This window comes from Rossellomorea sp. y25 (assembly GCF_038049935.1).
In the GTDB taxonomy this organism is placed as follows: domain Bacteria; phylum Bacillota; class Bacilli; order Bacillales; family Bacillaceae_B; genus Rossellomorea.
Map to the genome: position 1 here is coordinate 1,001,340 of NZ_CP145886.1, position 26,562 is coordinate 1,027,901.

Annotated in this window: 36 protein-coding genes and 1 pseudogene; 29 read left to right on the forward strand and 8 right to left on the reverse strand. The window is 41.1% G+C overall.

Annotation, left to right across the window (positions count from 1 at the left end; genetic code table 11):
* The first annotated feature begins 17 nt into the window (after positions 1–17).
* Entirely contained in the window at positions 18–827 is an 810-nt protein-coding gene (locus AAEM60_RS04980) for a class I SAM-dependent methyltransferase (RefSeq protein WP_341357578.1), read from the forward strand.
* Positions 828–1,045: 218 nt separating this feature from the next.
* On the opposite strand, the gene AAEM60_RS04985 is transcribed toward AAEM60_RS04980, so the two are convergent.
* The 3 genes from AAEM60_RS04985 to AAEM60_RS04995 all read right to left on the reverse strand — a co-directional run bounded on the left by AAEM60_RS04985 (position 1,046) and on the right by AAEM60_RS04995 (position 3,288).
* Positions 1,046–1,591, reverse strand: coding sequence for a hypothetical protein (locus tag AAEM60_RS04985; RefSeq protein WP_299742559.1), 546 nt, complete (start codon positions 1,589–1,591; stop codon positions 1,046–1,048).
* Positions 1,592–1,686: 95 nt separating this feature from the next.
* Positions 1,687–2,370 carry a hypothetical protein gene (locus AAEM60_RS04990; RefSeq protein ID WP_299742562.1) on the reverse strand — a complete coding sequence of 228 codons (684 nt, stop codon included), beginning with the start codon at positions 2,368–2,370 and terminating at the stop codon, positions 1,687–1,689.
* A gap of 168 nt (positions 2,371–2,538) precedes the next feature.
* The gene (locus AAEM60_RS04995) at positions 2,539–3,288 is read right to left on the reverse strand and encodes an alpha/beta fold hydrolase (protein ID WP_299742565.1); all 750 of its coding nucleotides are present in this window, start codon (positions 3,286–3,288) and stop codon (positions 2,539–2,541) included.
* A 117-nt stretch (positions 3,289–3,405) separates the two neighbouring features.
* On the opposite strand from AAEM60_RS04995, the gene AAEM60_RS05000 reads away from it, so the two are divergent.
* From AAEM60_RS05000 to AAEM60_RS05015, 4 genes and pseudogenes are all read left to right on the forward strand, one after another.
* Complete coding sequence (locus tag AAEM60_RS05000; RefSeq protein ID WP_299742568.1) at positions 3,406–4,065, forward strand: TetR/AcrR family transcriptional regulator; 660 nt, start codon at positions 3,406–3,408, stop codon at positions 4,063–4,065.
* A 282-nt stretch (positions 4,066–4,347) separates the two neighbouring features.
* Positions 4,348–4,884, forward strand: coding sequence for a DUF4269 domain-containing protein (locus AAEM60_RS05005; RefSeq protein ID WP_341357579.1), 537 nt, complete (start codon positions 4,348–4,350; stop codon positions 4,882–4,884).
* A gap of 32 nt (positions 4,885–4,916) precedes the next feature.
* Positions 4,917–5,549, forward strand: coding sequence for an HD domain-containing protein (locus AAEM60_RS05010; RefSeq protein ID WP_299742574.1), 633 nt, complete (start codon positions 4,917–4,919; stop codon positions 5,547–5,549).
* 113 nt (positions 5,550–5,662) lie between these two features.
* Positions 5,663–5,899, forward strand: a pseudogene (locus AAEM60_RS05015) (DUF6143 family protein); the annotation flags it as partial.
* Positions 5,900–6,032: 133 nt separating this feature from the next.
* On the opposite strand, the gene AAEM60_RS05020 reads toward AAEM60_RS05015, so the two are convergent.
* Complete coding sequence (locus AAEM60_RS05020; protein WP_341357580.1) at positions 6,033–6,215, reverse strand: CsbD family protein; 183 nt, start codon at positions 6,213–6,215, stop codon at positions 6,033–6,035.
* A 273-nt stretch (positions 6,216–6,488) separates the two neighbouring features.
* Between AAEM60_RS05020 and AAEM60_RS05025 the strand changes: the two genes are divergently transcribed.
* The 8 genes from AAEM60_RS05025 (at position 6,489) to AAEM60_RS05060 (ending at position 11,860) form a co-directional block, all read left to right on the forward strand.
* Positions 6,489–7,154, forward strand: a complete 666-nt coding sequence (locus tag AAEM60_RS05025; RefSeq protein ID WP_341357581.1) for a Type 1 glutamine amidotransferase-like domain-containing protein — start codon at positions 6,489–6,491, stop codon at positions 7,152–7,154.
* 1 nt (position 7,155) lies between these two features.
* Positions 7,156–7,776 (forward strand): kinase, encoded by a 621-nt coding sequence (locus AAEM60_RS05030; RefSeq protein WP_341357582.1) that lies wholly within the window; start codon positions 7,156–7,158, stop codon positions 7,774–7,776.
* Positions 7,777–7,792: 16 nt separating this feature from the next.
* The gene (locus AAEM60_RS05035; protein ID WP_341357583.1) at positions 7,793–8,509 is read left to right on the forward strand and encodes a zinc dependent phospholipase C family protein; all 717 of its coding nucleotides are present in this window, start codon (positions 7,793–7,795) and stop codon (positions 8,507–8,509) included.
* Positions 8,510–8,558: 49 nt separating this feature from the next.
* Positions 8,559–9,308: a class I SAM-dependent methyltransferase gene (locus AAEM60_RS05040; protein WP_341357973.1), complete on the forward strand. Its 750-nt coding sequence runs from the start codon at positions 8,559–8,561 to the stop codon at positions 9,306–9,308.
* A gap of 32 nt (positions 9,309–9,340) precedes the next feature.
* The gene (locus AAEM60_RS05045) at positions 9,341–9,679 is read left to right on the forward strand and encodes an NIPSNAP family protein (protein ID WP_299742584.1); all 339 of its coding nucleotides are present in this window, start codon (positions 9,341–9,343) and stop codon (positions 9,677–9,679) included.
* A gap of 460 nt (positions 9,680–10,139) precedes the next feature.
* Positions 10,140–10,970 (forward strand): glycerophosphodiester phosphodiesterase family protein, encoded by an 831-nt coding sequence (locus AAEM60_RS05050; RefSeq protein WP_341357584.1) that lies wholly within the window; start codon positions 10,140–10,142, stop codon positions 10,968–10,970.
* Between the two features lie 108 nt (positions 10,971–11,078).
* Positions 11,079–11,264, forward strand: a complete 186-nt coding sequence (locus AAEM60_RS05055; RefSeq protein WP_341357585.1) for a DUF4083 domain-containing protein — start codon at positions 11,079–11,081, stop codon at positions 11,262–11,264.
* A 47-nt stretch (positions 11,265–11,311) separates the two neighbouring features.
* Positions 11,312–11,860, forward strand: a complete 549-nt coding sequence (locus tag AAEM60_RS05060) for an SAM-dependent methyltransferase (protein WP_299742592.1) — start codon at positions 11,312–11,314, stop codon at positions 11,858–11,860.
* A 419-nt stretch (positions 11,861–12,279) separates the two neighbouring features.
* Here the strand turns inward: AAEM60_RS05060 and AAEM60_RS05065 are convergent, their stop codons facing one another.
* The gene (locus AAEM60_RS05065; RefSeq protein WP_299742595.1) at positions 12,280–12,813 is read right to left on the reverse strand and encodes an N-acetyltransferase; all 534 of its coding nucleotides are present in this window, start codon (positions 12,811–12,813) and stop codon (positions 12,280–12,282) included.
* A gap of 604 nt (positions 12,814–13,417) precedes the next feature.
* Between AAEM60_RS05065 and AAEM60_RS05070 the strand changes: the two genes are divergently transcribed.
* The 10 genes from AAEM60_RS05070 (at position 13,418) to AAEM60_RS05115 (ending at position 19,548) form a co-directional block, all read left to right on the forward strand.
* On the forward strand, positions 13,418–14,608 hold the full coding sequence (locus tag AAEM60_RS05070) for an MFS transporter (RefSeq protein WP_341357586.1): 1,191 nt from the start codon (positions 13,418–13,420) through the stop codon (positions 14,606–14,608).
* A gap of 99 nt (positions 14,609–14,707) precedes the next feature.
* Positions 14,708–15,004, forward strand: a complete 297-nt coding sequence (locus AAEM60_RS05075; RefSeq protein ID WP_341357587.1) for a hypothetical protein — start codon at positions 14,708–14,710, stop codon at positions 15,002–15,004.
* A gap of 68 nt (positions 15,005–15,072) precedes the next feature.
* The gene (locus AAEM60_RS05080) at positions 15,073–15,528 is read left to right on the forward strand and encodes a GyrI-like domain-containing protein (protein WP_341357588.1); all 456 of its coding nucleotides are present in this window, start codon (positions 15,073–15,075) and stop codon (positions 15,526–15,528) included.
* Between the two features lie 62 nt (positions 15,529–15,590).
* Positions 15,591–15,815, forward strand: coding sequence for a hypothetical protein (locus tag AAEM60_RS05085; protein WP_299745684.1), 225 nt, complete (start codon positions 15,591–15,593; stop codon positions 15,813–15,815).
* 214 nt (positions 15,816–16,029) lie between these two features.
* Positions 16,030–16,698 carry a hypothetical protein gene (locus tag AAEM60_RS05090; protein WP_341357589.1) on the forward strand — a complete coding sequence of 223 codons (669 nt, stop codon included), beginning with the start codon at positions 16,030–16,032 and terminating at the stop codon, positions 16,696–16,698.
* A gap of 26 nt (positions 16,699–16,724) precedes the next feature.
* A complete protein-coding gene (locus AAEM60_RS05095) occupies positions 16,725–17,027 on the forward strand; it encodes a hypothetical protein (RefSeq protein ID WP_341357590.1) in 303 nt (100 codons plus the stop codon).
* Between the two features lie 102 nt (positions 17,028–17,129).
* A complete protein-coding gene (locus AAEM60_RS05100) occupies positions 17,130–17,648 on the forward strand; it encodes a hypothetical protein (protein ID WP_299745692.1) in 519 nt (172 codons plus the stop codon).
* Between the two features lie 359 nt (positions 17,649–18,007).
* Complete coding sequence (locus AAEM60_RS05105) at positions 18,008–18,487, forward strand: DUF2975 domain-containing protein (protein WP_299745695.1); 480 nt, start codon at positions 18,008–18,010, stop codon at positions 18,485–18,487.
* 10 nt (positions 18,488–18,497) lie between these two features.
* Entirely contained in the window at positions 18,498–18,722 is a 225-nt protein-coding gene (locus AAEM60_RS05110; RefSeq protein WP_299745698.1) for a helix-turn-helix transcriptional regulator, read from the forward strand.
* 34 nt (positions 18,723–18,756) lie between these two features.
* Positions 18,757–19,548, forward strand: a complete 792-nt coding sequence (locus AAEM60_RS05115) for a DUF817 domain-containing protein (protein ID WP_341357974.1) — start codon at positions 18,757–18,759, stop codon at positions 19,546–19,548.
* 74 nt (positions 19,549–19,622) lie between these two features.
* On the opposite strand, the gene AAEM60_RS05120 is transcribed toward AAEM60_RS05115, so the two are convergent.
* On the reverse strand, positions 19,623–21,398 hold the full coding sequence (locus tag AAEM60_RS05120) for a PHB depolymerase family esterase (protein WP_341357591.1): 1,776 nt from the start codon (positions 21,396–21,398) through the stop codon (positions 19,623–19,625).
* Between the two features lie 233 nt (positions 21,399–21,631).
* On the opposite strand from AAEM60_RS05120, the gene AAEM60_RS05125 reads away from it, so the two are divergent.
* The 6 genes from AAEM60_RS05125 to AAEM60_RS05150 all read left to right on the forward strand — a co-directional run bounded on the left by AAEM60_RS05125 (position 21,632) and on the right by AAEM60_RS05150 (position 25,774).
* The gene (locus AAEM60_RS05125; RefSeq protein ID WP_299745704.1) at positions 21,632–22,483 is read left to right on the forward strand and encodes an SDR family oxidoreductase; all 852 of its coding nucleotides are present in this window, start codon (positions 21,632–21,634) and stop codon (positions 22,481–22,483) included.
* Positions 22,484–22,590: 107 nt separating this feature from the next.
* Positions 22,591–23,559, forward strand: coding sequence for an ATP-binding cassette domain-containing protein (locus AAEM60_RS05130; RefSeq protein ID WP_341357592.1), 969 nt, complete (start codon positions 22,591–22,593; stop codon positions 23,557–23,559).
* Positions 23,549–24,328, forward strand: a complete 780-nt coding sequence (locus AAEM60_RS05135; RefSeq protein WP_299745710.1) for an ABC transporter permease — start codon at positions 23,549–23,551, stop codon at positions 24,326–24,328. Before AAEM60_RS05130 ends, AAEM60_RS05135 begins: the two co-directional genes overlap by 11 nt.
* A gap of 166 nt (positions 24,329–24,494) precedes the next feature.
* Complete coding sequence (spxA, locus tag AAEM60_RS05140; protein WP_299745713.1) at positions 24,495–24,890, forward strand: transcriptional regulator SpxA; 396 nt, start codon at positions 24,495–24,497, stop codon at positions 24,888–24,890.
* 72 nt (positions 24,891–24,962) lie between these two features.
* A complete protein-coding gene (locus AAEM60_RS05145; protein WP_341357593.1) occupies positions 24,963–25,379 on the forward strand; it encodes an Rrf2 family transcriptional regulator in 417 nt (138 codons plus the stop codon).
* A gap of 62 nt (positions 25,380–25,441) precedes the next feature.
* A complete protein-coding gene (locus tag AAEM60_RS05150; RefSeq protein ID WP_299745718.1) occupies positions 25,442–25,774 on the forward strand; it encodes an IDEAL domain-containing protein in 333 nt (110 codons plus the stop codon).
* Between the two features lie 217 nt (positions 25,775–25,991).
* On the opposite strand, the gene AAEM60_RS05155 is transcribed toward AAEM60_RS05150, so the two are convergent.
* Positions 25,992–26,216, reverse strand: a complete 225-nt coding sequence (locus AAEM60_RS05155; RefSeq protein ID WP_341357594.1) for a hypothetical protein — start codon at positions 26,214–26,216, stop codon at positions 25,992–25,994.
* Positions 26,213–26,455, reverse strand: coding sequence for a DUF2651 family protein (locus tag AAEM60_RS05160; RefSeq protein WP_341357595.1), 243 nt, complete (start codon positions 26,453–26,455; stop codon positions 26,213–26,215). The genes AAEM60_RS05155 and AAEM60_RS05160 overlap by 4 nt, the downstream gene beginning before the upstream one ends.
* Positions 26,456–26,562 lie beyond the last annotated feature (107 nt).

Here is a 26,562-nt window from a genome sequence, read left to right on the forward strand (position 1 = left end):
GAATATAGGTGAAAAACATGAGTAAGATCATTCAGTATTACAATCAATTCGATGAGTGGGGAAGACTTGAACGTGAACCAGTAGAATTCCAGGTGAATTGGCATTATATAAGAAAATATATGCCCCAAACAGGCAATGTACTTGATAATGGTGCAGGACCGGGGAAATATTCAATGGAACTTGCCAAAGCTGGTTATCAGGTAACACTGACCGATTTGACCCCAAGATTAGTTGAAATCGCAAAAGATAAAGCGAAAGAACTTGATTTAGACGAACAATTTGAAGGGTTTCATGCTGCAGATGCCAGAGACCTTTATCTGTTTAAAGATGAACAGTTCGACTCCTCATTGATGCTCGGCCCTATGTACCATCTGCAGGAAGAAAATGACCGTATTAAGGCAATGCAAGAATTAAAAAGAGTGACGAAAAAGGATGGATTGGTCTTTGTTGCCTTTATGCCTAGAATTAGACACATCCTTACATCGCTCTTATCTCCTGACAATTGGAAACCAAACAATGATATGGATACCATTTTACAATTTTCCCAATCAGGCTGCTTTAATCACGCAGATGAAGGACGTTTTACTGGCGCGTATTATTTTAATATAGAAGACATCAATCCTTTTATGGAAGCAAACGGATTTGAAACCATCGAGCTGATAGGTTCCAATGCAGGAACGGTTTTGAATCATGGCCATTGGGAGTACTGGAGAGAAAAAGGAGAAGGAGAAGTAAGGAAATTAATTGATTTAATTATCGAGAAGGCAACAGACCCTTATATCCTTGGTATTTCCTCTCACTTGCTTTATATTGGCAGGAAAAAGTAACTCTACTATACTTTCTTTATGATCGAATGAAGCCCGCTGTATTAAGGTCAATCTATAGATGGATTTGAAAGGGCCATTACCTTTTTCTTTAAGAAAAGCAGCTACATTCATCTTTTTGTAGCTGCTCTCCTTCATTATCATTCAAATGATTTCTTCAGAACATTAACCTATAATTCCTCTAATCAAAGCTACTCGAATTAATGGATAGTCATAATATATTAGCTGAGGGATTTAATCTCATCAATCAATCTCTTTATTTTACTGCTGGGACCACTGTCAGATAAAGACTTCCTAAACTCAACATAAAATGCTCCTTCAGCCAATAAGCTATCCACCAATTTTTTTTTGGGAAGACAAACTGTGATCATTTCATAAACTGTATTCCAACTTGGATCCCAATGATTCCAAGTGAATAATATAGAGTCGTTTGAATCTTCTTTCATTAATTTCATTTCCCAATCCAATGTTCGCATCGAGAAGCCGCTAATACCATGACCATATTTCAAGCAGTGTTTCAAAGATTCAAGAAGTGAAAGCCATAATTCATCAACATCATCCCATTCATTAAAGGTAGAAAGAGGTTTTTGATAGATGGAAATCGTAACAGCACCAAAGATTGAGATTCCATCTGACTTGATTAATTGATTGTTTCCATACTCTTTTGACAAAGGCTCGTCAAGAGGTGAAAAATCATGATAGATAGCACCATTTAAGGTCATCTCTTTACAGTCTTTTTTTGAAATGTATGTCTGAATTGTTAACATTCATAAATCACCTTTTATAAAGTATTTAGATTTCTAGATTATAAGGTTTTCGAGTTACTCATAAATGCCATTTTCAACTCATGTTCCTTCCGTTCTTAGAGGGCGTCTTTTTGTAAGGTCTTACTTTGGAAGATTGCAGTACCGAGTAAGGAGGTTATTAAACCTAGTTCAAAGAAATTTGTGATGGCTCCGCTCTCAATCGGTAAACTTACAGCACTTCCGATAATCATTGCAAGGCTACCGGCAAAAAACCACTTCCATTTTTGTTTACTCCAAATGATGATTGAAGACACAAGCAATACAAGAGATACGATTAGTACCATTACGGGCGGGCCATTTGAAGGTTCGTCAGAGCTATAGCTTAGGACACCATTTTCCATATTCGCCACTACATGAAGTCCTGCTACCTCAGTAAAAAGTTCAAATAATACCAATGAAAAAGTCAATGCATAAGCAGAAAATGTACTGAAAGGTTTCTGAGCCCACAATACTTCTCCTTGCTCCAATGTTTTCCAGGAAAACAACACAAGAAGAGGGGTAAAAAATGCATGTATCCAAAATCGTGCGAGGTTTAATCGTTCTAATAGTAATCCTTCCCCTATGAACTGACCTATTGCTATGATTCCGTTGTCATAGATAAGGCCGACAACAACCGGCAATAAAAAAACTATACTTTTTAATTTGTAAGTTCTTAGATAGATCACTCCAATTAACAGAATCCCGATGTAAGCAATTGAGAAAAAGCTAAATAGAAATGTATCGATTGGAATTCCCTCCATTCTTGTATTCTTTAAATAAAAGACAAATAAAACATTTATGTGAACTTGAGCGCCAGCACAATTAATCGAAACCCCAAGCCAGAACAAAACTATCGGTTGAGAAAAAATATTTCAACTGTGATAACCATTATTTGTTTGAATCACAAACGAATTCTTTTCATTTCTTGATTATTTCAAATCATTCTTTTCTAACCAATTAATAGTAGCCTTTACCATGCTATCTTGTTGCTGCTTGACAGAAATAGAAGCTTGATTGTCACCTTTTTGTTTTCCGTAAATGCCAAATTGGCTGTGGTTTCCACCTTTTATTTCATACATGGCAGCTTCTGTTGACAAGAGATGTCTTGTCTCAGTTATTTTGTCTATCGTCGATAACCCATCTTTTTCAGCGTATATTGAAAGCATAGGAATGTTTTTATTGGAGAAATCAGTTGTTTCACTAGGATAAGATCCTAACAAAATCACACCATCAATTTCACTTGGATGATCATAAGCAAATGTTGAAGCTGAGACGCCGCCTAATGAATGTCCACCCACTATCCAATTTTGGACGGATGTATGGCTGTCCATTATCTCTTGCATTTTGTTAGTATCAAACAATGAAAAATTAAGGTTCACATTAGGGATAGCAACTAAATAACCTTTCTCTGCTAATTGCTTACCATAGTAGCTGTAAGCTTCAGGTTCAACTTTTGCACCAGGATACACCACAATTCCTACATGATTATTTTCAGTTGGATTAAAAATGATCCAATCCTTCTCATAGTTGATTTCATCTTTATTTATGAGGGTGTAGAGTGTCTGAGACGGTTCATACGTCTGTTGTGACCATGTATAAAAACCAAGAAAACTTACTACAAAAAGCAAAGAGATACCGATTAAGAAATAAAATATTTTTCTTTTCATATCATTATTCATTGTCCCTTCTTCATCTAGAGGCTTATTTCCATATTTGTTTTTTTTACTAAATTTATTACAATAGATTGAGTCAGTATACTTTTATTAATTATATATACCTGAAGGTTAATTAATCAAATGTTTTATATTGTATTTTTTTTGAACATCAAGGAGGTACCTATGAATAGTGAGTTACCGAAGAAAAAACCTGGAAGACCAAAAATAAAAATTGAGAACAATCTAACGAGGGAGAAAATCTTAAAGACATCTGCTCATCTGTTTCTAACATATGGATATGAGGGTGTTTCCATGGAACAGGTGGCTGAGGCTTGTAGTGTGACCAAAGCTAGCGTTTACTATTATTTTAAAAACAAAGCAAACTTATTCTCAGTCGCTGTGTCAAGTATGTTCCAACGAATCACGATACAAACAGAGAAACTTTTACATAGTTCTAATGGCTTGAAGCAAAAATTATATGAAGTCACACTCGATCATTTAATGAGACCCCACATTGATTTTGAAACGTTATTAAAAGAAGCTGCTTTCTCACTAACAGAGAATCATATTCAGGAAATTCGAGATGCCGAGAAGGAAGTTCATAAAGCGCTGGAAGATATATTCAAGCAGGCTATGGAAAAAGGTGAAATAGTAGTAACAAACCCATTATTGCTTGCACATGCATTTTCTACAGTGGCAATGATTCGAAACAAAAAGGATTTAATAGAGGAATTAGGAGGGCCCCAAAAAACAGCACAAGCTTTAGTTGACCTTTTTTGGAAAGGTATTGGTCCAAAATAATTATTTATTAATATGTAAGAGTGGTGACGGGTAATCAGCGTCCAACTCAGCTGGTGTTGGCTAAAGAGGATGTATGAGTTTCTTGAAAGTAAAATAATGGCAGCAGCTTTGTTTTTGTGTGCTAACCTGAAAAAGCTCTAAGCTGAACGTGTATCTTTTCTTTCTGTATTAAATGGGATGAAGTCATGTAAATAAAATGCCCTGATTAAGATAAAAGATTCCTCGGATAAAAAGAGTTGGTATCTTTGCATTTTAAGATCGTCAGGCAGGGATGGTGTACCGATGATAGATTTATTCGCACGTATGAAAAAGGGGACGGACAGGCAACAAAAGGCATATGCAGTCATCATGGAACTGGATATTTTGAATGCCATGAATATCTACAATCCTGTTCTATGCGGTACCGTGCCAATTGGGGTAGACATTGGGAGTTCAGACCTGGACATCATTATGGAAGTACAGGAATTTGAGCCGTTTGAGGAATTGATCCTAACGTTATACAGCAAAAACAATGGATTTACAATCAAGAGGAAAACGATTAATGGTAAAGAAGTCGTGAAGGCGAATTTTATCTTTAGTGGTTTTGAGTTTGAGTTGTTTGGCCAAGCCCAACCAGTACATAAGCAACATGCGTATCTCCATATGCTGATTGAACATGAACTTTTGCAAAGATATCCTGCTCTTAAACAAAAGGTGATACATCTCAAAAACCAAGGATACAAGACAGAGCCGGCGTTTTGTAAGCTTTTTGATATTACGGGAGACCCTTATGAAGGCTTGATCCGTTTTGGGGTTGGAGAAGGGATTATCACGGGGTAGGTAGTTGAAATTCAATGAAGAGGTGAGCTTAAATGAAAAATAATCTATTAAATATATTAGATCTCATCAAACTTGGAGAAAAGTTGAAATCTGAGATGAGGCACAGCTGGCTGTCCAATGGCAGACAAGAAAGCGTCGCGGAGCATACATGGAGGGTTTCCCTAATGGCGATGTTGATCGAACCTTACTTAACTCAGAAGGTGGATTCGGCTAAGTTATTAAAAATGATCATCATACACGATCTGGTTGAGGCTGAAGCAGGTGATATTCCAGCATTCGATACAATGAACGATCGAATAGCGAAGGAACAAAAGGCAATCAATGAAAGGAAATCCATCGAGAAAATAAAGGAAATGTTAGGGAACGCTTTAGGAAATGAACTATACACCTTGTGGTTCGAATTTGAAGAGAAAACGACATACGAAGCCAAAGTAGCCAATGCGCTGGATAAATTAGAAGCCCAAATTCAGCATAACGAAGCGGATCTCTCCACATGGCTGGACATCGAGCACAAGATGAGCTTTATGATGGACAACCATGTTGGGTTTGATCAAACATTGCAGCTCTTCAAGGATATCATTGAAGGTGAGGCGGAAGTGAAATTGAAAGAGGCTGGGATCGATACGGAGAAAATGAAAGGTACTTCATCACCACTATTTACTTAGAACATCCCGTTTTTTGGCTTGATTTGAATGAAAGTAGTGTGTAAACCTTTCAATCTAGGGGCTTATAGAGGTCAATGGGGTCCATCACCATCCATTGACCTCCCCTCCCTAAGCCCGAAGTGAAAATCGCATATGCGGATGATGTTGAAGGGCTTCCAAGAAAAGGGGTAATGGCCTTTAGGCGGATTGTCCCCCCGCGAAGTACGTTGGCCAGTGATGAAGATGGTAAATTCATCTTTCCACCAGGAGGGTCATTTATCCTTTTCCTGGTAGCACCAGATCATGAAATCATTCAAGCGGAAGTGGCATTTGGCTGGTTTGAAAAAGCTGAGATGGATAGTTGTAAATGATTCTGCCGGACTGATGGTGGGAATGAAAAAGGACGATACTTCTGCTTTTTCCTAGTAAGCAGAAGTATCGTCCTTTCAAGGTTTGTATGCAGTATGGCTTAAACCAACAGAGGGTACAGCCGCCTGATTTCAGTTACCAACTTTTCTTAAAGGATTCCTTCACATCGCCAAACTTTTCCTGAACCTTTCCTTTATCTTTGTCGCGTTCGCCTTCCGCAATTTTAGAATCATCGTTTGTAAGTTTACCCAAACCTTTCTTCAAATCTCCCTTTGTCTGCTTACGCTTTCCTTTTACTTGATCATCATTTATTCGCATGTTTCCCTACCTCTTTTCATTCATTTAATGTCTTATTATTCAATATCCAAATGGGGTTAAGAATAAACAAAAAGGTTGTCGAAAAGTAATAGTAATTTATGCTAATTCAGTAACATGAAAGAAATATCCGGCTGACCTTTCATACGAACGGAGGTTGATCAAGAATTGGTTAAGCTTCTTTTTTACGAAAATAATCATTGAGTTAAAAGGGGTAATTTGAAATAATTGGTAGAGGGGAATAGTTGAAAAACGATGATTAGGGGGCAGGTAAACATGGTTAACTTATTCCTGTCTGGCGGAGGAGATAAGGAACAGACAGAAATAATAGATAAGGAATTTGTTAAGGCATTAGATCTTGATAAGCCGTTGCTATATATTCCAATCGCGATGCAGGGGGAAATTCCTTATAAAGACTGTTCCAAATGGATACATAGTGTGTTTAAACCTCTAGGCATTACTGAAATAGAAATGTGGACTGATTTAGAGGCTGTGTCTCCAGAGGATCTAAGGAAATTCTCCTCCATTTATATCGGCGGAGGCAATACATTCTATTTGTTGAATACCATACGTGAGACAGGCTTTGATACGATTTTAAAAGAATATGTAGACAATAAGGGGATTGTATACGGAGGGAGTGCCGGGGCAATTATTTTTGGCAGAGATATTTTAACATCTTCCCATATGGACTCAAACCAGACAAATATGAAAGCCTTTGAAGGATTCAACTACATAGAAAATTATTCAGTATGGTGCCATTATGAAACTAGTAACGATGACTTAGTTAAAGAATACGTAAACAAATATGGATTTTCTGTCATTGCATTACCAGAGGAAGCGGGCATTGTTATGAGTGAGGCTACATTTAAAGTAATAGGTTCGTCTCCTGCTTATATTTTTAGAGATGGGGATAAATATGTTGTTGAACCAAATGGGGAATAAGATGTCAATTGTTCAAATAAAAGAAACGTTGCTATCCCGATATCAAAAAGAGTTCTCGGAAAACCGTCGTTTCATTGTAGGTATCGATGGCTTAGGAGGAGCAGGTAAGACCACGGTTGCAAAAGAGCTTCGACATGCATTGGAGCTTTCAAATCATGAGGCTTCCATCTTCCACCTTGATGATCATATTGTTGAAGCACATAAGCGATATGAAACCGGGAATGATGAATGGTTCGAATATTACTTTCTCCAATGGGACATTGGATTAATCGAAACAGAGCTGTTCAAAAAGCTTCATGTTAACAGCGGCTCTATTACCCTCCCGTTCTATCACTCTTCAACGGTTACAGTCATTACAAAACCCATCCATCTTGCCCCTTCTGCCATCATCCTTATTGAGGGTGTCTTCTTACAAAGGAAAGAATGGAGACGATATATTGATTTTATGATCTATATTGATTGCTCTCATGAATTAAGAGTTGAAAGAGTATTGGGCCGTGACCTCTATCTCGGTGACGATCAAGCAAGGCTTGATAAGTATAAAATAAGATACTGGTTGGCTGAAGATTACTACATGGATGAGGTGGATCCGGTAGGGAGTGCGGATTACATAATTAAATAAAAAGGGGACTACGAATATGGCGACTTGGATGGTACATTTCAGGATTGCAGAGAACCTGCTGAATAAGGGGTTACTGGTATCTGAAAAAGAGTTTGCAGTAGGGAATATTGGGCCGGATTGTGGTTTGCCTGATCAAGTGACGGGAGAATTTTTTCCTGACAAAAGAGTAACCCATTTTAAAGTCGATGGGAAGATCAATCCAGGTTTGTTTCTGGATCAGTACATAAAGAAAGATAGAGTTGATTTTACCAGTCCGAGGTTTTCATTTTATTTAGGGTATTATCTTCACCTCGTAACGGATGTGGAATGGAGTCGGATGCATAGGGAAAAAAAGAAAGAGCCTATGTATCAAGACATACTGGGAACGTCTGACTATACTAAAAAGATAAAAGGTGATTGGTATGGTTCGGATTTTGTGTATTTACATGAGAATAGGGATACGATTTTTCATCATGTATTTCAACAGATTAAGAGTTTCCCGGATTACCTGGATATTTTTCCTGAAGAACAGATTTCAAAACAGATTAGACGAATTACAGAATTTTATTTAGGTGATTCGTATGCTTTTGCATTGGATCCGGAATATAGGTTTGATTATTTAACACCCGATGAAGTGTCTCAGTTTGTTAACACGACGACCGAGATAGTAGTGGCTCATCTACAAGCAACTTTTGATGAAGAAATGTTGTGGGACCAACGACAGAAACATGAGATTTCAATAAGTAAAGGGTGATGTCTTGTTTCATTCATGGACCAAAATAGAAGACAAAGGGGATGTTAAGATGCTGGATATTCTGAAACAAAATAAAAAAAGCTGGGATACAGTCGCCCGCCATTTTAATGGAAAGGATGCATTGCCGAGTTACGGACCGTTTACACAGACGGAAGACGAATTGAGGCTGTTTGATGAAATCACCAGCAAAAAGGTGCTTGATATTGGATGTGGCAGCGGACACTCATTACTTTATATGAAGGATATGGGTGCCCGTGAAATATGGGGCGTTGACCTGTCAGAGACTCAAATCGAGACGGCAAAAGAAACGTTAAAGGGGTTAAATGCCAATTTATCCTGTTCGCCCATGGAAGAAGACATCGGGCTGCCAAAGGATTATTTTGACATTGTCTATTCGATTTATGCGATTGGCTGGACAACAGACCTGTCATCTACTTTAAGGTTGATTCACTCCTATTTGAAAACAGGTGGTTCAATGATCTTTAGTTGGGATCATCCCTTATACCCCCATATGAAAAGTGAAGGTGGCCAAATCTATCTGGAGGGTTCTTACCAGGAAGAGGGAATCACTACGTACCCGAACTTTAAAGGCGAAGATGCACCTGTCGTCATCCCTAAACGAAAACTGAGTACATATATAAATGAAGTCATCAAAGCAGGATTTACGGTTGAATCGGTTATTGAAAGCGACGTATCAGCAGCTTTTGACTCAGTGGAAGAGGAAGTTTCTGATCGCTATTACTCATTATATAAGGCGAGGAAATTTCCTACTACGATGATGATCAAGGCAAGGAAATGATAAGACGCTCATTTATTTAAAGGGGGGCCATCATGTTCTATAGAAGAAAGTTCTATCTAGTCAAAAAAGAGTTCGTCGAAACGTTCAATGCTCATTTCAATTACACCAATCTGCCGAACCAGCTTAAACACGGATCGCGACTGGTTGGCCGCTGGATGAAGGATCATGCTGAAGAGACCGTTGAGATCTTTGCGATTTGGGAATACGACAGTCGCGACGATTATATGAGGATTGAAACCAGCATCAGGAATGACGAAGAGCATCTTAAACGGATCAGGGATTGGTACGAACAGCATGGCGGAAGGGAACATGTGGCTAAGGAATATATCATCGAAATGAGGAATGAGGAGTTGGAGACGACGGTTCGATGAGTTAGGTGAGGGATGATGAAAAATTTCACGGACTGAGGATCAGACCCTGTTTTTATTGGAGTTGTTAGGGTTCCGCAATAAAGAAAATTCGACATGGAGGATCAATTAATCCAAAAAAGGATTAATTAATTGGAAATAGGATCGATAATTGTTATACAGGTTTGATTATTCTCATTCAGGATTGAAAGTGGTTCAAACAGGATCAATTATGGATGAAGGTCGGATTTCTACTGCCCATCCGATCACAGAATCCAGGGATGATCGGCATCACATCCCCATTTATAAGTAATATGGCTCAATAGCTCATCTATATCTGATCAATTTGTAAAAATACGTAAGAAAAAAGGTCGGATTTTGTTCACACAATCTATATCAAGCTGTATTGTTACCTTCACATCAACTCAACATCTCTTTCCTACAATAAAGTAGAAATACATATTCAGGATTGGAGATGAAGAAGATGAACAAAAAATTATTAATCGGTACAGGGGTTGCATTTTCATTGTTATTCAGCCCGTTCAGCCAGGCGTTTGCAGAAGAACCGACAGCAGGGGAAAGAAAACAGGTGGATAATGTAGCACACCGCGGGGCAGCAGGTTATGCACCAGAAAATACGATCGCCGGTTTTGATGTGGCAGTTGATATGAAGGCGGATTACATTGAAATCGATGTTCAACGAAGCAAAGATGGTGAATTGGTCGTCATCCATGACACAACGGTGGATCGTACCACAGATGGAACGGGAAAAGTGGGGGACTTAACCCTTGAACAGCTTCAAAGTCTTGATGCAGGTAGTTGGAAGGGAGAAGCATTTGCAGGAGAACCGATTCCGACCTTTGAAGAAATTCTTGATCGTTACCACGGTAAGGTTGGGATTTTAATCGAATTAAAGGCTCCAGAACTTTATCCTGGTATTGAAGAACAAGTGGCAGAAGCATTAATAGAACGGAATCTCGACAAGGCGCAAAACGAAAAAATCATTTTACAATCCTTTAACTTTGACTCTATGAAAAAAATGGACGAGCTGCTTCCTCATGTTCCGGTCGGTGTTTTAACTTCTAACCGTGCACTTACAACAGAGGAAGCATTAAAAGAAATCTCAACCTATGCGGAGTGGTTCAACCCAAGCTATGGAATCGTGACAGAAGAAGTCGTGAAGGAAGTCCACTCCCAAGGGATGCAAATTGGATCATGGACGGTACGCAGTCAAGAAGCAGCAGACTTCCTATTCGACATGAACGTCGACGCGATCATCACGGATTATCCGGATTATGTAGATCCTAGAAACTAATATTCTTTTAAAAGGGAGTGGCTTCTGCTGCTCCTTTTTTTGTATGGTTGCCGGGGGCAGACTCCAATCTTTATGGTATGATTATCCAAAAAGAAGGTGTTATTCGTTATGAATCTCGGAGATTTACTCTATCAGTTGGTCATCTTTTCATTACTGCTGGTGGGAGCCGTATCTTTCACCCTGTTCATCAGAAGGCTTATCATCAATCGTAAGAAAGAGGTTCAGGCTTCAGATGATCTCCATAAGAAATTAGATAGAATCATTGAATTGCTGGAAAAGCAAAACCAAGGTTAAAGACCGATCTATTAAATTACGTACAAAATGAAGTGAGGTACTAGTCAATGAATGAACTCAAGATCGTTATCGGCGCAGGAGAATATGTGAATAATCCTGGCTGGATCCATACACAGGAAGAGGATTTAAACTTATTAGACGAAAGTAAATGGAAAAACAGGTTCCTTGAAAGTTCTGTAGATGTCATCTTGGCTGAACATGTCTGGGAACACCTTACATACGAAGAAGGATTAGAGGCTGCTGAACTGTGTATCAAATATCTGAAACCTTCCGGATATATTCGTTGCGCCGTCCCAGATGGCTATTTTCCCAATGAATCTTATCAGCATATTGTACAGGTTGGAGGACCAGGTCCAAAGGATCACCCGGCTGCGGGTCATAAGATCGTTTACAATTATCATACGTTGACGAAAATGTTTGAAACGGCGGGATTTAAAGTGACATTACTTGAGTATTTTGATGAAGAAGGAACGTTTCATCAAAATCATTGGGACGGGGCTGACGGGGTGATTTTTCGTTCTAAGAAGTTCGATCCTAGAAACGAGGGGGAAAAGCTGGCGTTTCCTTCTTTAATTATTGATGCTGTTAAGCTATGAGGCGAATGCCTGGTTCTTGATTAAGTAATCCGGGTATTTTCCATGAAACAACTTTAATCTGGAATTTCGGTTACAGAAAAAAAGAAAATTCGACATGAGGGATTAATTACCTTCAATCAGGATTGATTCATTGAATGAAGGATCAATAAGTTTGAAACAGGATTAATTATTCTGATTTCGGATTGAAAGTGGTTGGAACAGGATTAATTACTGAAGGTTTTCTGATCATTCAAGCGGAATCAAGAGATAATAGTTGAGGTTTTCCTCGTACTGTTAATGATAAGTTGGTTTTTATCGTAAGTTGGCTGGTTTCGATGGGAGTTTACTGGGTCAGATCCTTAAATTTAAGTGAAGAAAAAATAATAACTCTAAAAAAGAGGCTGTTCCGGTCCTTTTCCCGGGACAGCCTCTTATTAACTTTATTCCGAAAAAGCTTTCGAATAATGAACGACACCCTGTACATTTCTAAGAGAATGCTCCGTCAATTCCAAAGCCATAAATACTTCATCAGGCACTTCAAACGGAGGCTTGATCTTCCATAATGTCGCTTGTTTAAAGCCAAACTTCGGATAATAGTCTTTATGCCCTAACACAATCACGGAATGATAACCGATCTCTTTAGCCTTTTGCAGGGCTGCACGTATCAATTGGCTTCCAATACCCTTTTTTTGAAAGGAGGGTGCTACAGACACGGGAGCCAGTGCCAGAGAATCTGCCACTTTATCATGATCGACAATGGTGATTTTAGAAAGTAGGATGTGGCCGACCACTTCATGGCTTTGATGGATGGCGACCAATGAAAGCTCAGGAATAAACGCATCTGATTTTCTAATTTTATTTACAAGCAGATGCTCTTTCTTGTCGCTATACTCCTCATGTAAAAATGCTTGTTTCGTCATTTCTTCTGTCATGCTATATTCTTCAGGGCGTTCTTGTCTAATGAAGATATCCATTTATAGTCTCCTTCTCTTTCATTAAAGTTATCGGGTTTATAAATGGTACTTTCCTAATGAATAGAATCATTAAGAAAGTTTTCATCCCAGTAATAAACAGTTGTTTAGCAAACAAAAACCTCCAAATTAGTATGAATTCATTATATATAGTTAGGATTTCGAGAGCAACCGGTATAAGGATCAGAAGAAGTCAGCTTGTCCAGAACCAGAAAGAACTATATAATAAAAAAGAATCTTAAACATAAAGGAGGGAATATTCATGCATTCGTTCACTGTAGACATCAAAGCCGAGAAGAAATATCTTGTTTTCATGATGTCTATTTTTGGAATTTCAGCTGTCCTCGGGACAAGTATGTCCTTTTTTAGCTGAATTTCAATAATGCGAACGAACGTATGAATTCCTGAAAATAGCGAAAGCCACGGGGAATGATTCCCTGTGGCTTTTTTTGATCTAGCTCCGGCGGCTAGAGGCTCGAGGTCATAAGATGAACTGGCCAAAAAGGCAAAAAGCGCCTTTCCGGCATGTTCATCTTATGCTTGTCGCCTCTGAACGAGCCGCCTCCGCTTTTCTATTAACCTTATGTTTATGAGAGGACGAAATGACATGATTAAAACAAAAAACAATATATATCTGCTTTATTTTTATCTCTTTTTTGCCCAGTTGTTCTTTGACCGAGCGTTGTGGGTCATCTACCTTGGCGATAAGGGGATGACCTTCGGTGAAATCGGCATATTGGAGGCGTTTCTCCACTTGGCCATTGTCCTGTTTGAGGTTCCGACCGGGATGATCGCAGATTTGTATGGGAGGAAGGTCAGCCTGGTGATCGGGAATGTGTTCAGTCTCCTTTATGCCTTGTTCATGCTGATGAGCGGGACGTTTTCGATGTTTACCCTGGCCTTTCTATCCATGGGTCTCATGGTGACCTTTCATTCCGGTGCCGAGCAGGCGTTTGCTTATGACACGTTGAAGAATGAAAAGCGTGAGAAGGATTACACGAGGATAATCGGAAGCATGACGGCCATTTCCCTTTTATCATTGAGCCTTGCCAAATTCCTAGGGGGATTCATGGCAGAGATCAGCTGGGAATGGGTATATGGTGCAACCATCGTCACCCATGTCCTTGCTGTAATTCCACTGTTTTTCATGAAGGAGCCGGAACGTGAAAAGACGGAGGATATCGGCGGAAGATGGTATAACCAGTGGGTTCATCAATTTAAATTAGGGGTTGCCGTTTGGAGAAATAACACGGTCATTCACCAGCCTGTTGTGCTATTTATCTTAGCGAGTGCAGTCATGGTGATCATGGTGTTCTACGGACAGGAATACTTCATTCAATTAGGGTATTCGCCTGTCGTGGTGGGAGCGGTGTTTACAATCGAAGGGCTCCTTGGTGTCCTGATGGCGAAGATCGCTTACAGGGTGGAGGCGCGATTTAAGTTCTTCAATATTTTATATTATGGCTTAGGTATTTTTCTCTTCTTTTTCATCCTGTTCATTTTCGCCACGGACTGGGCGATCCTGATATCGTTCCTGATCCTTGCACAGCTCTTGAGTCTGTTCGAACCGATCTTCAGCTCATTCGTGCAAAACTTTCTGCAAAGCAATATCAGGTCTACTTTCCTTTCGCTGATCGGATTAATGGAGAGCTTCGTCATCATGATCAGCTTTCCGCTATTCGGATTTGCCATTGAACGAACGGGGTTTACCGATGGGTTTGCGGGCCTGCTTCTGATTTTCTTCGTGCTGGCAGGCGGGTATTTGGTTGGTCAGAAATTTATTCAACGGATCAGGTAAAGAATGAGCTTCTCACTTTTAGGTGGGAAGCTTTTTTATCATCACGCCAGGAAAATTATGTTAAAATATTGAGGGGTAATACTATACTAGAGGGTAAACATGAAATATCTTTTTGATTTTTTTCTGGCAGTATCTTTGAATGGTCTTTCTTATTACATCGCAAGCTTCGTTCTTAGAAATGGTTTGCCTTTTTGGCAGGCATTGATTATCGGCTTTTCTGTCGTATCACTCGGGGCATTGACTGAAGCTTTGGGAAGCCCGATGTGGTTGATCGTATTGGTTCCATTTCCAGTGGGGATGTTCTTGCTTTACTCATTCCTTCAAGTACCGGTTCCTCAATGGTTTTTGCCTATTTGCTCACTCTTGCCATATACACCGTCATCCATATACCGATGAGTTATTTCTTTAATTTCCATTCGTTCATTCCGGCATGGAAACTATCTTAATCAAAAGGAGAGATTGTTGTGAATGCTGAAAAGATGAAAAAGACTTTCCGAGTAGTAGGATTAAAAGGAGAAGGAGCTTTCACTGATTTTAACACGGAGGTACCGAAGCTTGCCCGGCAATTTCTAGAGAGGTTACATGAAATCGAAGCCGAGCAGGGTCCTGAAATCGCCCTTTATGAACCTAAGAGAGCTTCGGACCATCTGGAAGGCATCTATTATGTCGGAATCATGGTGGGCGAATCATTCACAAACGTTCCGGTCGGGATGGAATATATCGAATTGGAAGAAGAATATGTTACGGCGAAAGGAAAAATCCATCACATTGGCAAGCTTCATAGCGAACTTGTACAGTGGATGGATGACCGGGGATATAATAGAAAACCGGATTCCTATATTGTGGAGACCTATCATCCTTTGGAAAATGGCGAGGAAGACGTAGCAGTTTACTTACCTATTAAAATGCAAAATTCATAAAAGGTAACAGAGGCTCATAAGCCGTGAAACCGGCTCAATATATTGAAAGGGGGTTGTTCAAGATGAAATTTCTCTGGGCGGCTGCAAACATTCTGATGCCGGTTTTGGTATTATTTCTGGCTTTTGCTACCTGGATCGGGTACATTGCAGAAGATATCCCGGAGTATTATCACTTTAAATGGGCAGCCCTTCTTCTTTTCTTAGTTGGGTACGCTATACAGTTTTATAAAAAAACAATCGGTCTGCTCATCGTATTGTTAAGCCTTGTTAGTTGGTTTTTACTGTAACTGGCTCGCCCTCATTGAAAAGGAAGGTTAGTAGAATAATAAGCTCAAGGCATTAACAATCACTCGAATGATTTCCATAAGATTTTTGATGCTTTTCATAAAGAAACAGACTATGTAAAAGAGGGCACGGTCGGTGAAGCAAGGTTAATCCCTATAAGAGAGATGGTTGAGTAAGCTGTCGGTTGGATGAATGAAAACAGGGGGGAGACATGAAATGCAATTATTTCATTATCACTGGTGGACGGACAAAGTGGAGGAAATGGAAAGGTTTTATCAGGAGTCAGGATTTGAAACCACGTTAAGAGTCGGTCGATACAATGGGGAAATGCACACATTCAATCCTCCTTTAAACTGGGAGGATTTCCGGGATAAAGACATTCGATTTAGAATCATCGAGATGGTCAAAGGTCAAACCAATCTGACATTTGGACACGGAAAAAGGGATATGTTCGACCATATCGGCTTCTTGGTTAAGGATCCTGAGTATTCAAAGGTCATAGAAAGAGCGAAAGAACTAAAGTGGAAGGTAAATGAAGGCGAACGAAGAACATTCATATTCACTCCCTGGAAGTTTCGGATCGAACTTCAAAAAAGGCGGGAAGTGGTCACTGAAGAAAAACACCCATCTATCCAAGCGATGGAGATTCACATGCCCTTCTGTGAAGACCCTGCCTTAGTAAGCAGCCTATTAGACTTTGAACTGATTGAACAATCTAGTGGAAAAGTAAAAATAAGGGACGGCGAGTGCACCCTTACTTTTTGCAACAGTGAGAAAAAGGAAGCGAGTCTGCATTCCATTATGTACCTTGCCAATCAAGATTTTAACAAGGTAGATCCTGTTCATACCACATTAATAGGAAGAACACAAAAATTGAATCAGTGAAACGACACCTTTTTATAATGGGGATTTTGATCCTGTTCGTAGCATCTTGCGGCAACCAGGACGAAATCACCGACCCTCACTTTATGTGGAGAGGTAATAAGTATATCACTACCTATGAACCAATAGAGGAAGAGCGATTAGCAGAACAGATGGGTGTGATAAAAGCAGAGGTAGAAGGCCCTGTTGATGAGAATGGGGAAGCCAGGGGTCTTCCGGAAGGCACGCTCCTTTTTAAAATTGATGATCAAAAAGAAAGTCCCGCAGACATGATGGCTTATCATATTGGGGATCGGTTTTATATAGCCAGAAAACTGGTCGTCTATCAATAAGCAAGCGTGGAAACCAACAGGATTGCATCTGTGGTCTTTCTTTAGAATAACGTAAATAATAAATGACCTATCTTATCATGTGGATCAGGAAGGGGGAATTTCGTGTTTTTATTTATCGCATTGGCGCTGCTCTTTCTTAATGTGGCGTTCCTTATATTAAAGCTAGTGGCTCCTTACTCGGAAATGATGAACTCATTTAAAACTGTGAATGGATTTTGGAAAGCTCAAGTGGCTTGTTTGGCTTTTGTCTTGCTCTTCGTATTTCTCCATTTTTCAGGGGAAGAGAGGGCGAAATGGCATACTAGCCCGGACTTTGTTTCAGATGGTCATTTGTATTTGGGTGATGAGAAGGGGAGCATCGAATACAATTCATTTGTGGTGGAGGAAGAAAACTTTGAAACGAATCTGATACTTCCTGAAAAAGCCGTAGGTGCAGATAAAGTGCGCCTTCTATTTTCTCACGATGGACACGGAAAAAAAGCACCGATAGCGTTACCGCATTCCCGGGAGAAGGAACAGCCAGTGACGCTGTGGTTTCCTGAAAGTGGGCAATGGAGAATGGATATTGAAATAAATGGTTCCGTTTACTCCTCGGTTGTGTTACCTGTCCAAGAGAAATAACTAGATCACAGGGATAGGTCCCATGGTTTATAGTGGAATAAGAGCCAAGGGGGTCTGTCCCTGGTTCATCTTCATTCCTCTCTTACTGATTTCGTATCAGGTCGGTGTAAAAGACAAATGTGGCTGCTGGCCGGTTTCAATGAGAAAATGCCCATTTGTTCGATTTTACTATTTAAATGGTTATTGGGGTTTGTCCTCCACACGTTGAGTGTAAGCGTGCAGGGTGGGCAGATCCCATTTTTTTGTCTTAGAAATTATCTGATGACCATAAAAATTATTAAAAATAAATAAATATTTATTGATAAACAATAAATTTGGGGGTAGATTTAAATTAACAATCAATAAGCGAGGTGCTTTTAATGAAACGGGAAACACTCTTTTTAAAGATCGCTCTATTTCTTATCGGGATTCCAATTGTTGCTTTGTGCGTCTTGGGATTACCTTGGTTAGCCATGGATGTGGCAGAAAGTGATTCGAGGCTTGCGTATGTGGTATATGGCATTCTAGTCGTTATGTATATTTCCGCTATACCGTTTTTCATTGCATTGTTCCAAGCCTTCAAACTTTTAAGCTTTATTGACAAGAACAACGCGTTCTCGGAATTATCCGTAAAAGCGTTAAAGAATATAAAGAAAAGTGCCATTGCCATCAGTCTTATATATGTATCAGCGATGCCGCTCTTTTATATCTTGGCGGAGGTTGATGATGCCCCTGGTATCATATTGATCGGGATGATCTTTATATTCGGTGCAGCGGTGATTGCGGTCTTTGCGGCTGTTTTACAGAAGTTACTGAAAAATGCCATCGATATCAAATCTGAAAATGATTTAACGGTCTGAGGTGAAAACAATGACAATTATCATCAATATTGATGTGATGCTGGCTAAGAGGAAAATGAGTGTAACAGAGCTCTCGGAAAAGGTTGGAATCACGATGGCAAACCTCTCCATATTAAAAAATGGAAAGGCAAAGGCGGTGCGATTCTCGACGCTGGAGGGAATTTGCAAGGCTTTAGAATGTCAGCCGGGAGATATTTTGGAATATCAAGGTGATGAAGACAATCAAGTTGAATAAAGGAGAGGCTTTAAAAACATAGGAGGAACACATGATGAGAGCACTAATACAACTCGTTCGATTTGGTAGGGAGCAGGCCCTTTCATGTTTGTTTCCCGTCGTTATTTTTGCCTCATTGGCTCTTACACAAATCATATCGCTTCCCTTTCTGTCGCGGTATGACTGGCTGCTCATCATCTGTCTGTTCATGCAGCGGGTGATGGTGCGATCAGGACTGGAAACACGGGATGAATTGAAGGTGATCACCTTATTCCACCTGATTGGTCTGGCCCTTGAACTGTTCAAGGTCCATATGGGTTCCTGGGGGTACCCTGAGGATGGGTATTCAAAAGTATTCGGAGTGCCTTTATACAGCGGTTTCATGTACGCGAGTGTGGCAAGTTACCTTTGCCAGGCGTGGAGGAGGTTGAAGGTTGAACTGGTTCAGTGGCCGCCGTTCATTGTCGTTGTCCCCCTTGCATCTGCAATTTATTTGAATTTTTTCACCCATCATTATTGGATCGATATCCGATGGTGGTTATCAGGACTTGTCATAATCGTCTTTTGGAAATCCTGGGTTAAATACCAGGTTGGTGGAACATGCTACCGTATGCCCCTTGCCCTTTCATTTGTACTCATCGGCTTTTTCATATGGATTGCCGAAAACATCGCAACCTTCTTTGGAGCCTGGGAATATCCAAACCAAACCGATGCCTGGAGTCTCGTTCATCTGGGGAAGGTAAGCTCATGGCTCTTACTGGTGATTGTGAGCTTTTTAATCGTGGCTACATTGAAGCTGGTGAAGGGGAAGAGTTCTGTCAAGGTAGGAACCAGTCACTATTCATAATGTCAAAGAAAGGATCAGTCGTTCAGGGACGACTGATCCTATCTTACTATAATCAGCACTAACGAATGTATCGTTTAGTTCGGCCCGTTTATCAATAAAACCGGGGACAAATCACCATTTCCACCTCCATAGAATTCAATGGAATTTGCGTTAAAACCGGCGGCTGTTGTGGCCTTCAGTTTGAATTGAGTCCTGCCATTGCGATTGAGTTGCGATAGAGCGGACGCCGGAAGCTCTACATCGATGTAGCTGGAAACGGCAGGTGGTTGAAAGCTAACAAGGTTACTCAGACTTGCACTGGCTGAATAATCACTTTGTTCAATGGCGGCAGTTCCAAAGGTTCCGCTTTTTATGTCCATGGATATGGAGGAAATCGTACCTGTAAAGGATTTGGTGTAAAGGCGGACCTTGGCGGTGTCTATGGGCAAGTCTCCCAGTACAGTGGTGTCAAATGATAGGAGTCCTCTATAAGTGTCTGTATTGTACATTCCTTTGTCCCCGACTTTGATATCACCGGTTCCTATGCCATCGGCTGTGAAGCGGCCTGCAAACCCATCTTCCCCTGATAGGGAAGAGAGAGTTACATGTTCACTTGGGGCGCTATCATCGATGACATATTCTTCTTGCTTTATGGTTTCAACATTACCGGAGCTGTCCTGACTGAAAAATTTGAGGGTTGTATCCTCCAAGATGTCAATTGCTCCAGTATATAAGGTGGATTGGGAAGAAGGGACTGAGCCGTCTGTCGTGTAATAGGTGTCTGCTTCTTCATTTGTCAGCAACTCCACCTGAATGGGCTGACTGTATGTTCCTCCCTTGGGACTGGCTGATGTGATGGGGGCAACTTCATCATTTTCACTATTTTCCTCTGAGAATGAATGGAAGAATTCCCACATCATCCTGCTGGCATCGGGACCTTGAGGGTCTGTATAGCTTCCTTGCGAACTTCCTCCAGACCAGGCATGCCCCATGTTTTGAACATTGACCTTCTTCATCCAAACCTTCCCGTCCCCGCCTTCATACTCATTCACAGAATAATTTCTCCCCCCCGATACGGTTCCATTCACCGTTCGTTCAGGCTGGTCATCCATCCATCCGTCTTCTGAAGCGTCTTGTGCTAAGTCATTCGTGACGGACCATTGAGTGATCACTTGTTCCCCATTAACCGGGTAGACCGTATAATCAGAAGTTCCGTGAAAGACGATGACGGGTACTACGGCTGCTCTACTTCCCATTGCCTGATAGGCCGTCCTTCCTTGTCTAACAGGGTCGGGGCCTCCACCGGACATGGCTGAAAAAGCTGCGGTGGTACTGGTAGCGGCTTTATATTCGAGTCCTGCTCCCACACCGATCCCCGAGAAGAGGTCTGGATATGTAGCCCCCATGATGACACTCATGGCTGCTCCGGCAGATAGTCCGGCAACATAGACATGTTCATCCTTTATAGAATAACCATCCTTTATAGTGTTCACTATGCCGGCAATAATGGCAGGTTCCCCGCTTCCCCTCGACTGATGAGCCGTCTCAAACCAGTTCCAACACTTATTTGAATTAGAACTGCTGGTTTGTTCAGGGTATAGGACCAAAAATCCCTTTTCATCAGCAAGTGCATTCATTTTTGTTCCGGTCGCGAACTGACTTGCATCTTGTGTACATCCGTGGAGCATGACATATAAAGGGTATGACTTACTTCCGTCATACTGCTCGGGGACATACAGTTTGTAAGGCTTTCCTCCATAGGAACCATTCAAGAATTGGCCGGCAGCAAAAGATGAACTTGGAGACAGTGTGAATGCACTTAACAACACCAAAGCGATCGTCACAACCCAAACATGTTTACATATCTTCATAAAAATTCAGCCCCTTTCTAGCAAAAGTGTAAAGATTGGGAGTTACAAATAAGTTACATGGCTTTTATTCAAAATTTCTAGAGTTCGTAAAAGTAAAATCGAAAATAGCTGATAAATGCCTTCAAGTTCCTTGGTGGAGAGGATAAATTGTCCACAGAAGAAAAGAATAAAAGAAGCAAAAAAAGTGAACGAATAACACTTATGCGATTTTATACTATGGGAGTGAGATGAAATTGACGATACTCGTTACGGGCTTCAATGGAAAAGTGGGGATAGAAGTTGCCAAGAAATTGAAAGAAAGAAGCATTTCCATGAAATGTGCTGTGAGAAATGTTGAAAAAGCAGAAGAGAATTTTGGAGACGGATACCGTTTCACTAAATTGGATTTAGCCGAGCCCACTACATTTGATGGGGCACTGGAAGATGTGGATCAGGTCTTTCTCATCTATCCACCTGGAGACAAGCTTGAGTTTCAAACGTTTCTCGAGGCTATCAAACACAAGGGAATCAAGCATATCGTTTACTTATCCGTCAAGGATGTTCAATATCTGCCTTTCATCCATCACTATAAAAACGAAAAGCATATAAAAAAACTTGGCATCCCGTATACCTTTATAAGGGCAGGATATTTCATGCAGAACCTGCAAGACTTTTTGGGTGATGAAATCAAGGAAAGAAGAAGGATTTTCATACCTGCAGGGAAGGGGAAAACCAGCTTCGTCGACACCCGTGACCTTGCAGAAATCGCTATCCACGCTTTTCAAAATCCTGGGGAGCATACGAATAAGAACCACGTGATTACCGGGGATAGAGCACTTGATTTCTATGAAGTCGCTGATCGTATGACGACGATTCTTGGGGAGAAGGTTCACTATTCCAATCCGACTGTTAAGGAATTTAAATCGTATATGTTGAAAAAAGGGGAAAAAGAGGATTTCGTGAATGTAGTCATCGGCATCCATTTTCCAACCAAGTTAGGGCTGGCAAAAGGGGTGACTCATGAGTTTGAAAGAATAACCCATACAAAGCCCATCACCATTGAACGTTATATTGAAGATTATAAAGAGAATTGGGTGAAAGATTGATTTCTACGAGTCCAATCTCCCGTTTATTCAAGCACATCACCCTGCACATATTAAAGGATAAACCAACCCCCTCCTCGAATAGGAATAGAGAGAATGGAGGGATGCTCATGAATGGCAAGATCGAGGTTGAGAACTTAACCAAAACGTTTAAAAAAGGAAACGTACAAGCGGTAAAAGGCATAACATTCCAAGTCGGGGAAGGCGAGTTTTTCGCCTTTTTAGGTCCCAATGGTGCCGGGAAATCAACGACGGTCCAAATTCTGACGACGCTGATCAATGCTTCTTCAGGAAAAGTGGAAGTGGCAGGTTATGATGTGATCCGGGAGCCGGAGCATGTTCGCCGGCATATTGGCGTTGCCCTGCAGGAGACGGGGGTGGACCCCGATCTGACAGGACGGGAGATGGTAGAACTACAGGCGTACATATTCGGCTTCGGGAAGGAAGAGGGAAGAAGGCGTGCTCAGGAGCTGCTTGAGATCGTGGATCTGTCAGAAGCATCCGAGCGAAGGATCGGCGGTTATTCAGGAGGGATGAGGAGAAGACTGGACCTTGCCCTCACTCTGGTCAACGAACCGAATATCCTTTTCTTGGACGAACCGACAACGGGACTTGACCCGTCGAGCCGGGCGGCGATCTGGAAGGAACTTCGCCGGCTGAATAAGGAGAAGGGGACGACGATTTTTCTCACGACACAGTATTTAGAAGAAGCGGATTCCCTGGCGGACCGGATCGGCATCATCAATAAAGGTGAAATCGTCGCCATGGGCTCGCCGAAAGAATTAAAGGCAGAAATCGGTCAAGACTTAATTACCCTCACATTGAAAGATCCTGATGGCATCCAACGAAGCGTTGAACTGATCGGGATGCACATGGAAGGAGTCGACGTTCTCGCTCAACAAGACAAGATCCTTGTATATGTGGAAGAAGGGACAAAGCAGCTTCTCGAGGTCGTCCGTATCCTGGACACAGAAAACTTCGGGATCATCGATATTCAATTGTCTTCCCCCACCCTTGATGATATCTTCCTGAAATTGACGACTGAGGCGAAAGAGGGGGTGAAGAGCCATGGGGAATAACGTTTTCAAGGATACATGGTTGATGACGGTCCGGAATATCAAAACCACCATCCGAAACCCATTCTCATTCATTCCTAACTTGATCATATCTGCTTTCTTCCTTCTTGTTTATGAAGGTGGATTGAGCGGTATTTCTGAACTTCCAACCTTTGAAGGGGCAGACTATCTCGCCTTCATCCTGCCTGTTTCCATCGTATCTGCTGCCATTGGAGGAGCAGGGGGAGCGGGGCAGAGCATCGTGAAAGATATTGAGACCGGTTTCTTCTCAAGGTTGCTTCTCACACCGGCATCTCGCCTTGCCATCGTGTTAGGGCCGATCATCGCCGGGATGCTTCAGCTTCTGGTTCAAACCCTTCTGATCATCGGAATGGCTTTCTTACTCGGCTTGGAAGTCAAAACCGGGTTTGCCGGCGTATTGTTTGTCCTGTTAATTGCAATCGGCTGGGGCCTTGCCTTTGCCGGTTACTCCGTCGGGATTGCACTGAGGACGAGAAATGCCCAGGCAGCCCAGGCGGGGACGTTCATCTTTTTTCCACTGATTTTCTTAAGTACGACGTTCGTTCCTTATGAATTGATTGAAGCGCAGTGGTTAAAAATCGCTGCTACCATCAACCCGACTACTTATGTATTTGAAAGCATGCGCACCGCTCTCATTGATGGGTGGGTATTCTGGGAGTTGATGCAGGGAGTGATCGCTATCGTAATCGTTTGCGCCATCACGATCACCTTTGCTGCCGTTTCGGCCAAAGGAGCTGTATCACGGAAATAATGCAGCAAGAGAAATCCTTCTCTCAATGGGGAGGATTCTTTTCATAAAAATGGTTGACATCCTTAACTGTAAATATTATTATTACAGTGTACTCGGAAATAAAGATTATATTTTTTATCATAACTGTTACTTTTTTTATTACATTTTAGAAGGAGTGTGTAAACACATGGTCAATTTATTTCTGACACCAAGTTGTACGTCCTGCAGGAAAGCAAGAGCGTGGCTTGACGAACATTCAATACCTTACGTGGAACGTAACATGCTGACAGAACCGTTGACACCTGATGAGATCAAGTCGATTCTTCGCCTGACGGAAAATGGAACAGAAGACATTATCTCAACTCAATCAAAGGCTTTCAAGGAATTAAACGTAGACATCGATTCTTTGCCACTCCAAGATTTATATACAGTAATCAAGGAGAATCCGCAAATGCTGCGGAGACCCATCATGTTAGATGAAAAGAGATTGCAGGTCGGTTATAACGATGAAGAAATCCGCAGCTTCCTGCCAAGGAAAGTGCGTACCTTCTCATATAATGAATTGCAAAAGCTTGCCAATTAACGAAAGCCGGATTCTTGACAGTCTAAACTGTAAAAGTTACCATTACAGTAACATCCGTGAAGGAGGCAGGCCATGAATAGCGACTTTACATTAGCCATCCACAGTTTAACGTACCTGGCACTGCAAACGGACCGCATGTCTACAAGCGATTCCATCTCAGAAAGTGCCGGCGTCCATCCGGTCCGGATCCGCAAAGTCCTTAGTCTGTTGAAAAAGCAAGGATTCATCACGTCTAAAGAAGGAACGGGCGGTGGATTCATTTTTGCAAGGGAACTGAGCGATATCAATCTGTGGGATATTTACAAGATCACATCAGAAGGCGCCCTGCAGCCGAAATGCACAGCATCCAACGAAAAGTGTCTCGTAGGAGCGAACATGAAAAATGTCCTGTTTCAGATTTTCCTTGGCGCAGAAGAACAACTGGGTGATTACTTAAAGGACTATACCATCAAAGATATCATCGAGATGATCAATCAAGAGAAAGCATAGAAGGCTTTCTTTTTACATTAAATGTAACAAATAATATTACAGTTGAGAAGGTGAAAAAGTATATGTCTAACCAGCAATCTATTTTGAAAATTGGGGATTGGGTCAAAGGGAAATTACTTACTGGTGAATTGGTCATCGGCTATATAGAGAACCTTGATACCAAAGGGGGAGCCGTAAAAGCGAAAATCGTGACCAGTGACAATAAAACCATTGAAGGAAAAAGCATTCCCCTGTTAAACAGACAGGTGAATAAAATCCCTGATGCACACGTCACAAATAAGGAGCAGATACAGTTCCTCATTGACCTTGCCTTGGAAACAGGGGATGAAGAGTGGTTCTTAGAACTGACTGCTACGTTGAACTCCATGAGGGAGCTTGCAGAGGGTGTAAAGTGAATATCTTGAAAAAAAGCTGAAGAATAGGATTCTTCAGCTTTTTCTGTGGGTGCCTACAAAGAAGATTCGACACTAATGAAGGGCTGCTATCTCTGTTTGTTAATGACCAATCCTGATAAAACCAGCACGATCATTGTGCATCCCCCAAACACACCAGCATACAGATAAGGCATGACGATATCACCCAGATCCCTTATAGGTTCGGGTGGGACTAAACTTATTCCAAAGAAGCAAATAATATATAGAAAAGACCGGTACCGAAAGAAATCAAAACGATATCTTTTCCACTCCATTTTTTCTTCCTTCCATAGAAAAGAAAAACAGCGGTCGTGATAAAGAGTGACCATGCAAAAGATACCCACAGCCCGGCCACCGTCCGAATGAAAATAAACGAGAGTAATAAGAGTAAACTAAACAACATTCCAGAAAGAAAATTCTTCATATTGCCCCCTTGTTTTCTTTAAAGATCTTAACCACTAAGCCTGAAAGAAAAGCTAAACAGGTATACACAAAAACCCATACCAGGAACGAATCATTGAATACAGTAAAAGTGGCAACAAGCGTCGCTAGAAAGACCACCAGTGGTGAGACCAGGATGTTTTTAAAGAGGTAATAACCAACCATACCGACGATCATCGAAAGGACCGGAAATCCTAATAAAATCATGAATACAATATCCAAGAGCTGTCACCATCCTTTTAGTGTAATTTTACACAAAAAGGATATATTTATCAATTGCATCTTTTCAATCATTTTATGTAACGAGGTCATGACTAACCAACATGAAA

Coding starts and splice junctions, on each gene's coding strand:
- AAEM60_RS05075 (WP_341357587.1), top strand. CDS start 14,708: ATGAAATATCTTTTTGATTTTTTTCTGGCAGTATCTTTGAATGGTCTT.
- AAEM60_RS05150 (WP_299745718.1), top strand. CDS start 25,442: ATGTCTAACCAGCAATCTATTTTGAAAATTGGGGATTGGGTCAAAGGG.
- AAEM60_RS05025 (WP_341357581.1), top strand. CDS start 6,489: ATGGTTAACTTATTCCTGTCTGGCGGAGGAGATAAGGAACAGACAGAA.
- AAEM60_RS05010 (WP_299742574.1), top strand. CDS start 4,917: ATGAAAAATAATCTATTAAATATATTAGATCTCATCAAACTTGGAGAA.
- AAEM60_RS05115 (WP_341357974.1), top strand. CDS start 18,757: ATGAGAGCACTAATACAACTCGTTCGATTTGGTAGGGAGCAGGCCCTT.
- AAEM60_RS05110 (WP_299745698.1), top strand. CDS start 18,498: ATGACAATTATCATCAATATTGATGTGATGCTGGCTAAGAGGAAAATG.
- AAEM60_RS05020 (WP_341357580.1), bottom strand. CDS start 6,215: ATGCGAATAAATGATGATCAAGTAAAAGGAAAGCGTAAGCAGACAAAG.
- AAEM60_RS05090 (WP_341357589.1), top strand. CDS start 16,030: ATGCAATTATTTCATTATCACTGGTGGACGGACAAAGTGGAGGAAATG.
- AAEM60_RS05145 (WP_341357593.1), top strand. CDS start 24,963: ATGAATAGCGACTTTACATTAGCCATCCACAGTTTAACGTACCTGGCA.
- AAEM60_RS04980 (WP_341357578.1), top strand. CDS start 18: ATGAGTAAGATCATTCAGTATTACAATCAATTCGATGAGTGGGGAAGA.
- AAEM60_RS05155 (WP_341357594.1), bottom strand. CDS start 26,216: ATGAAGAATTTTCTTTCTGGAATGTTGTTTAGTTTACTCTTATTACTC.
- AAEM60_RS05085 (WP_299745684.1), top strand. CDS start 15,591: ATGAAATTTCTCTGGGCGGCTGCAAACATTCTGATGCCGGTTTTGGTA.
- AAEM60_RS05120 (WP_341357591.1), bottom strand. CDS start 21,398: ATGAAGATATGTAAACATGTTTGGGTTGTGACGATCGCTTTGGTGTTG.
- AAEM60_RS05035 (WP_341357583.1), top strand. CDS start 7,793: ATGGCGACTTGGATGGTACATTTCAGGATTGCAGAGAACCTGCTGAAT.
- spxA (WP_299745713.1), top strand. CDS start 24,495: ATGGTCAATTTATTTCTGACACCAAGTTGTACGTCCTGCAGGAAAGCA.
- AAEM60_RS05130 (WP_341357592.1), top strand. CDS start 22,591: ATGAATGGCAAGATCGAGGTTGAGAACTTAACCAAAACGTTTAAAAAA.
- AAEM60_RS05105 (WP_299745695.1), top strand. CDS start 18,008: ATGAAACGGGAAACACTCTTTTTAAAGATCGCTCTATTTCTTATCGGG.
- AAEM60_RS05030 (WP_341357582.1), top strand. CDS start 7,156: ATGTCAATTGTTCAAATAAAAGAAACGTTGCTATCCCGATATCAAAAA.
- AAEM60_RS05005 (WP_341357579.1), top strand. CDS start 4,348: ATGATAGATTTATTCGCACGTATGAAAAAGGGGACGGACAGGCAACAA.
- AAEM60_RS05060 (WP_299742592.1), top strand. CDS start 11,312: ATGAATGAACTCAAGATCGTTATCGGCGCAGGAGAATATGTGAATAAT.
- AAEM60_RS05065 (WP_299742595.1), bottom strand. CDS start 12,813: ATGGATATCTTCATTAGACAAGAACGCCCTGAAGAATATAGCATGACA.
- AAEM60_RS05045 (WP_299742584.1), top strand. CDS start 9,341: ATGTTCTATAGAAGAAAGTTCTATCTAGTCAAAAAAGAGTTCGTCGAA.
- AAEM60_RS04990 (WP_299742562.1), bottom strand. CDS start 2,370: ATGGAGGGAATTCCAATCGATACATTTCTATTTAGCTTTTTCTCAATT.
- AAEM60_RS05055 (WP_341357585.1), top strand. CDS start 11,079: ATGAATCTCGGAGATTTACTCTATCAGTTGGTCATCTTTTCATTACTG.
- AAEM60_RS05050 (WP_341357584.1), top strand. CDS start 10,140: ATGAACAAAAAATTATTAATCGGTACAGGGGTTGCATTTTCATTGTTA.
- AAEM60_RS05135 (WP_299745710.1), top strand. CDS start 23,549: ATGGGGAATAACGTTTTCAAGGATACATGGTTGATGACGGTCCGGAAT.
- AAEM60_RS05070 (WP_341357586.1), top strand. CDS start 13,418: ATGATTAAAACAAAAAACAATATATATCTGCTTTATTTTTATCTCTTT.
- AAEM60_RS04995 (WP_299742565.1), bottom strand. CDS start 3,288: ATGAATAATGATATGAAAAGAAAAATATTTTATTTCTTAATCGGTATC.
- AAEM60_RS04985 (WP_299742559.1), bottom strand. CDS start 1,591: ATGTTAACAATTCAGACATACATTTCAAAAAAAGACTGTAAAGAGATG.
- AAEM60_RS05040 (WP_341357973.1), top strand. CDS start 8,559: ATGCTGGATATTCTGAAACAAAATAAAAAAAGCTGGGATACAGTCGCC.
- AAEM60_RS05000 (WP_299742568.1), top strand. CDS start 3,406: ATGTTTTATATTGTATTTTTTTTGAACATCAAGGAGGTACCTATGAAT.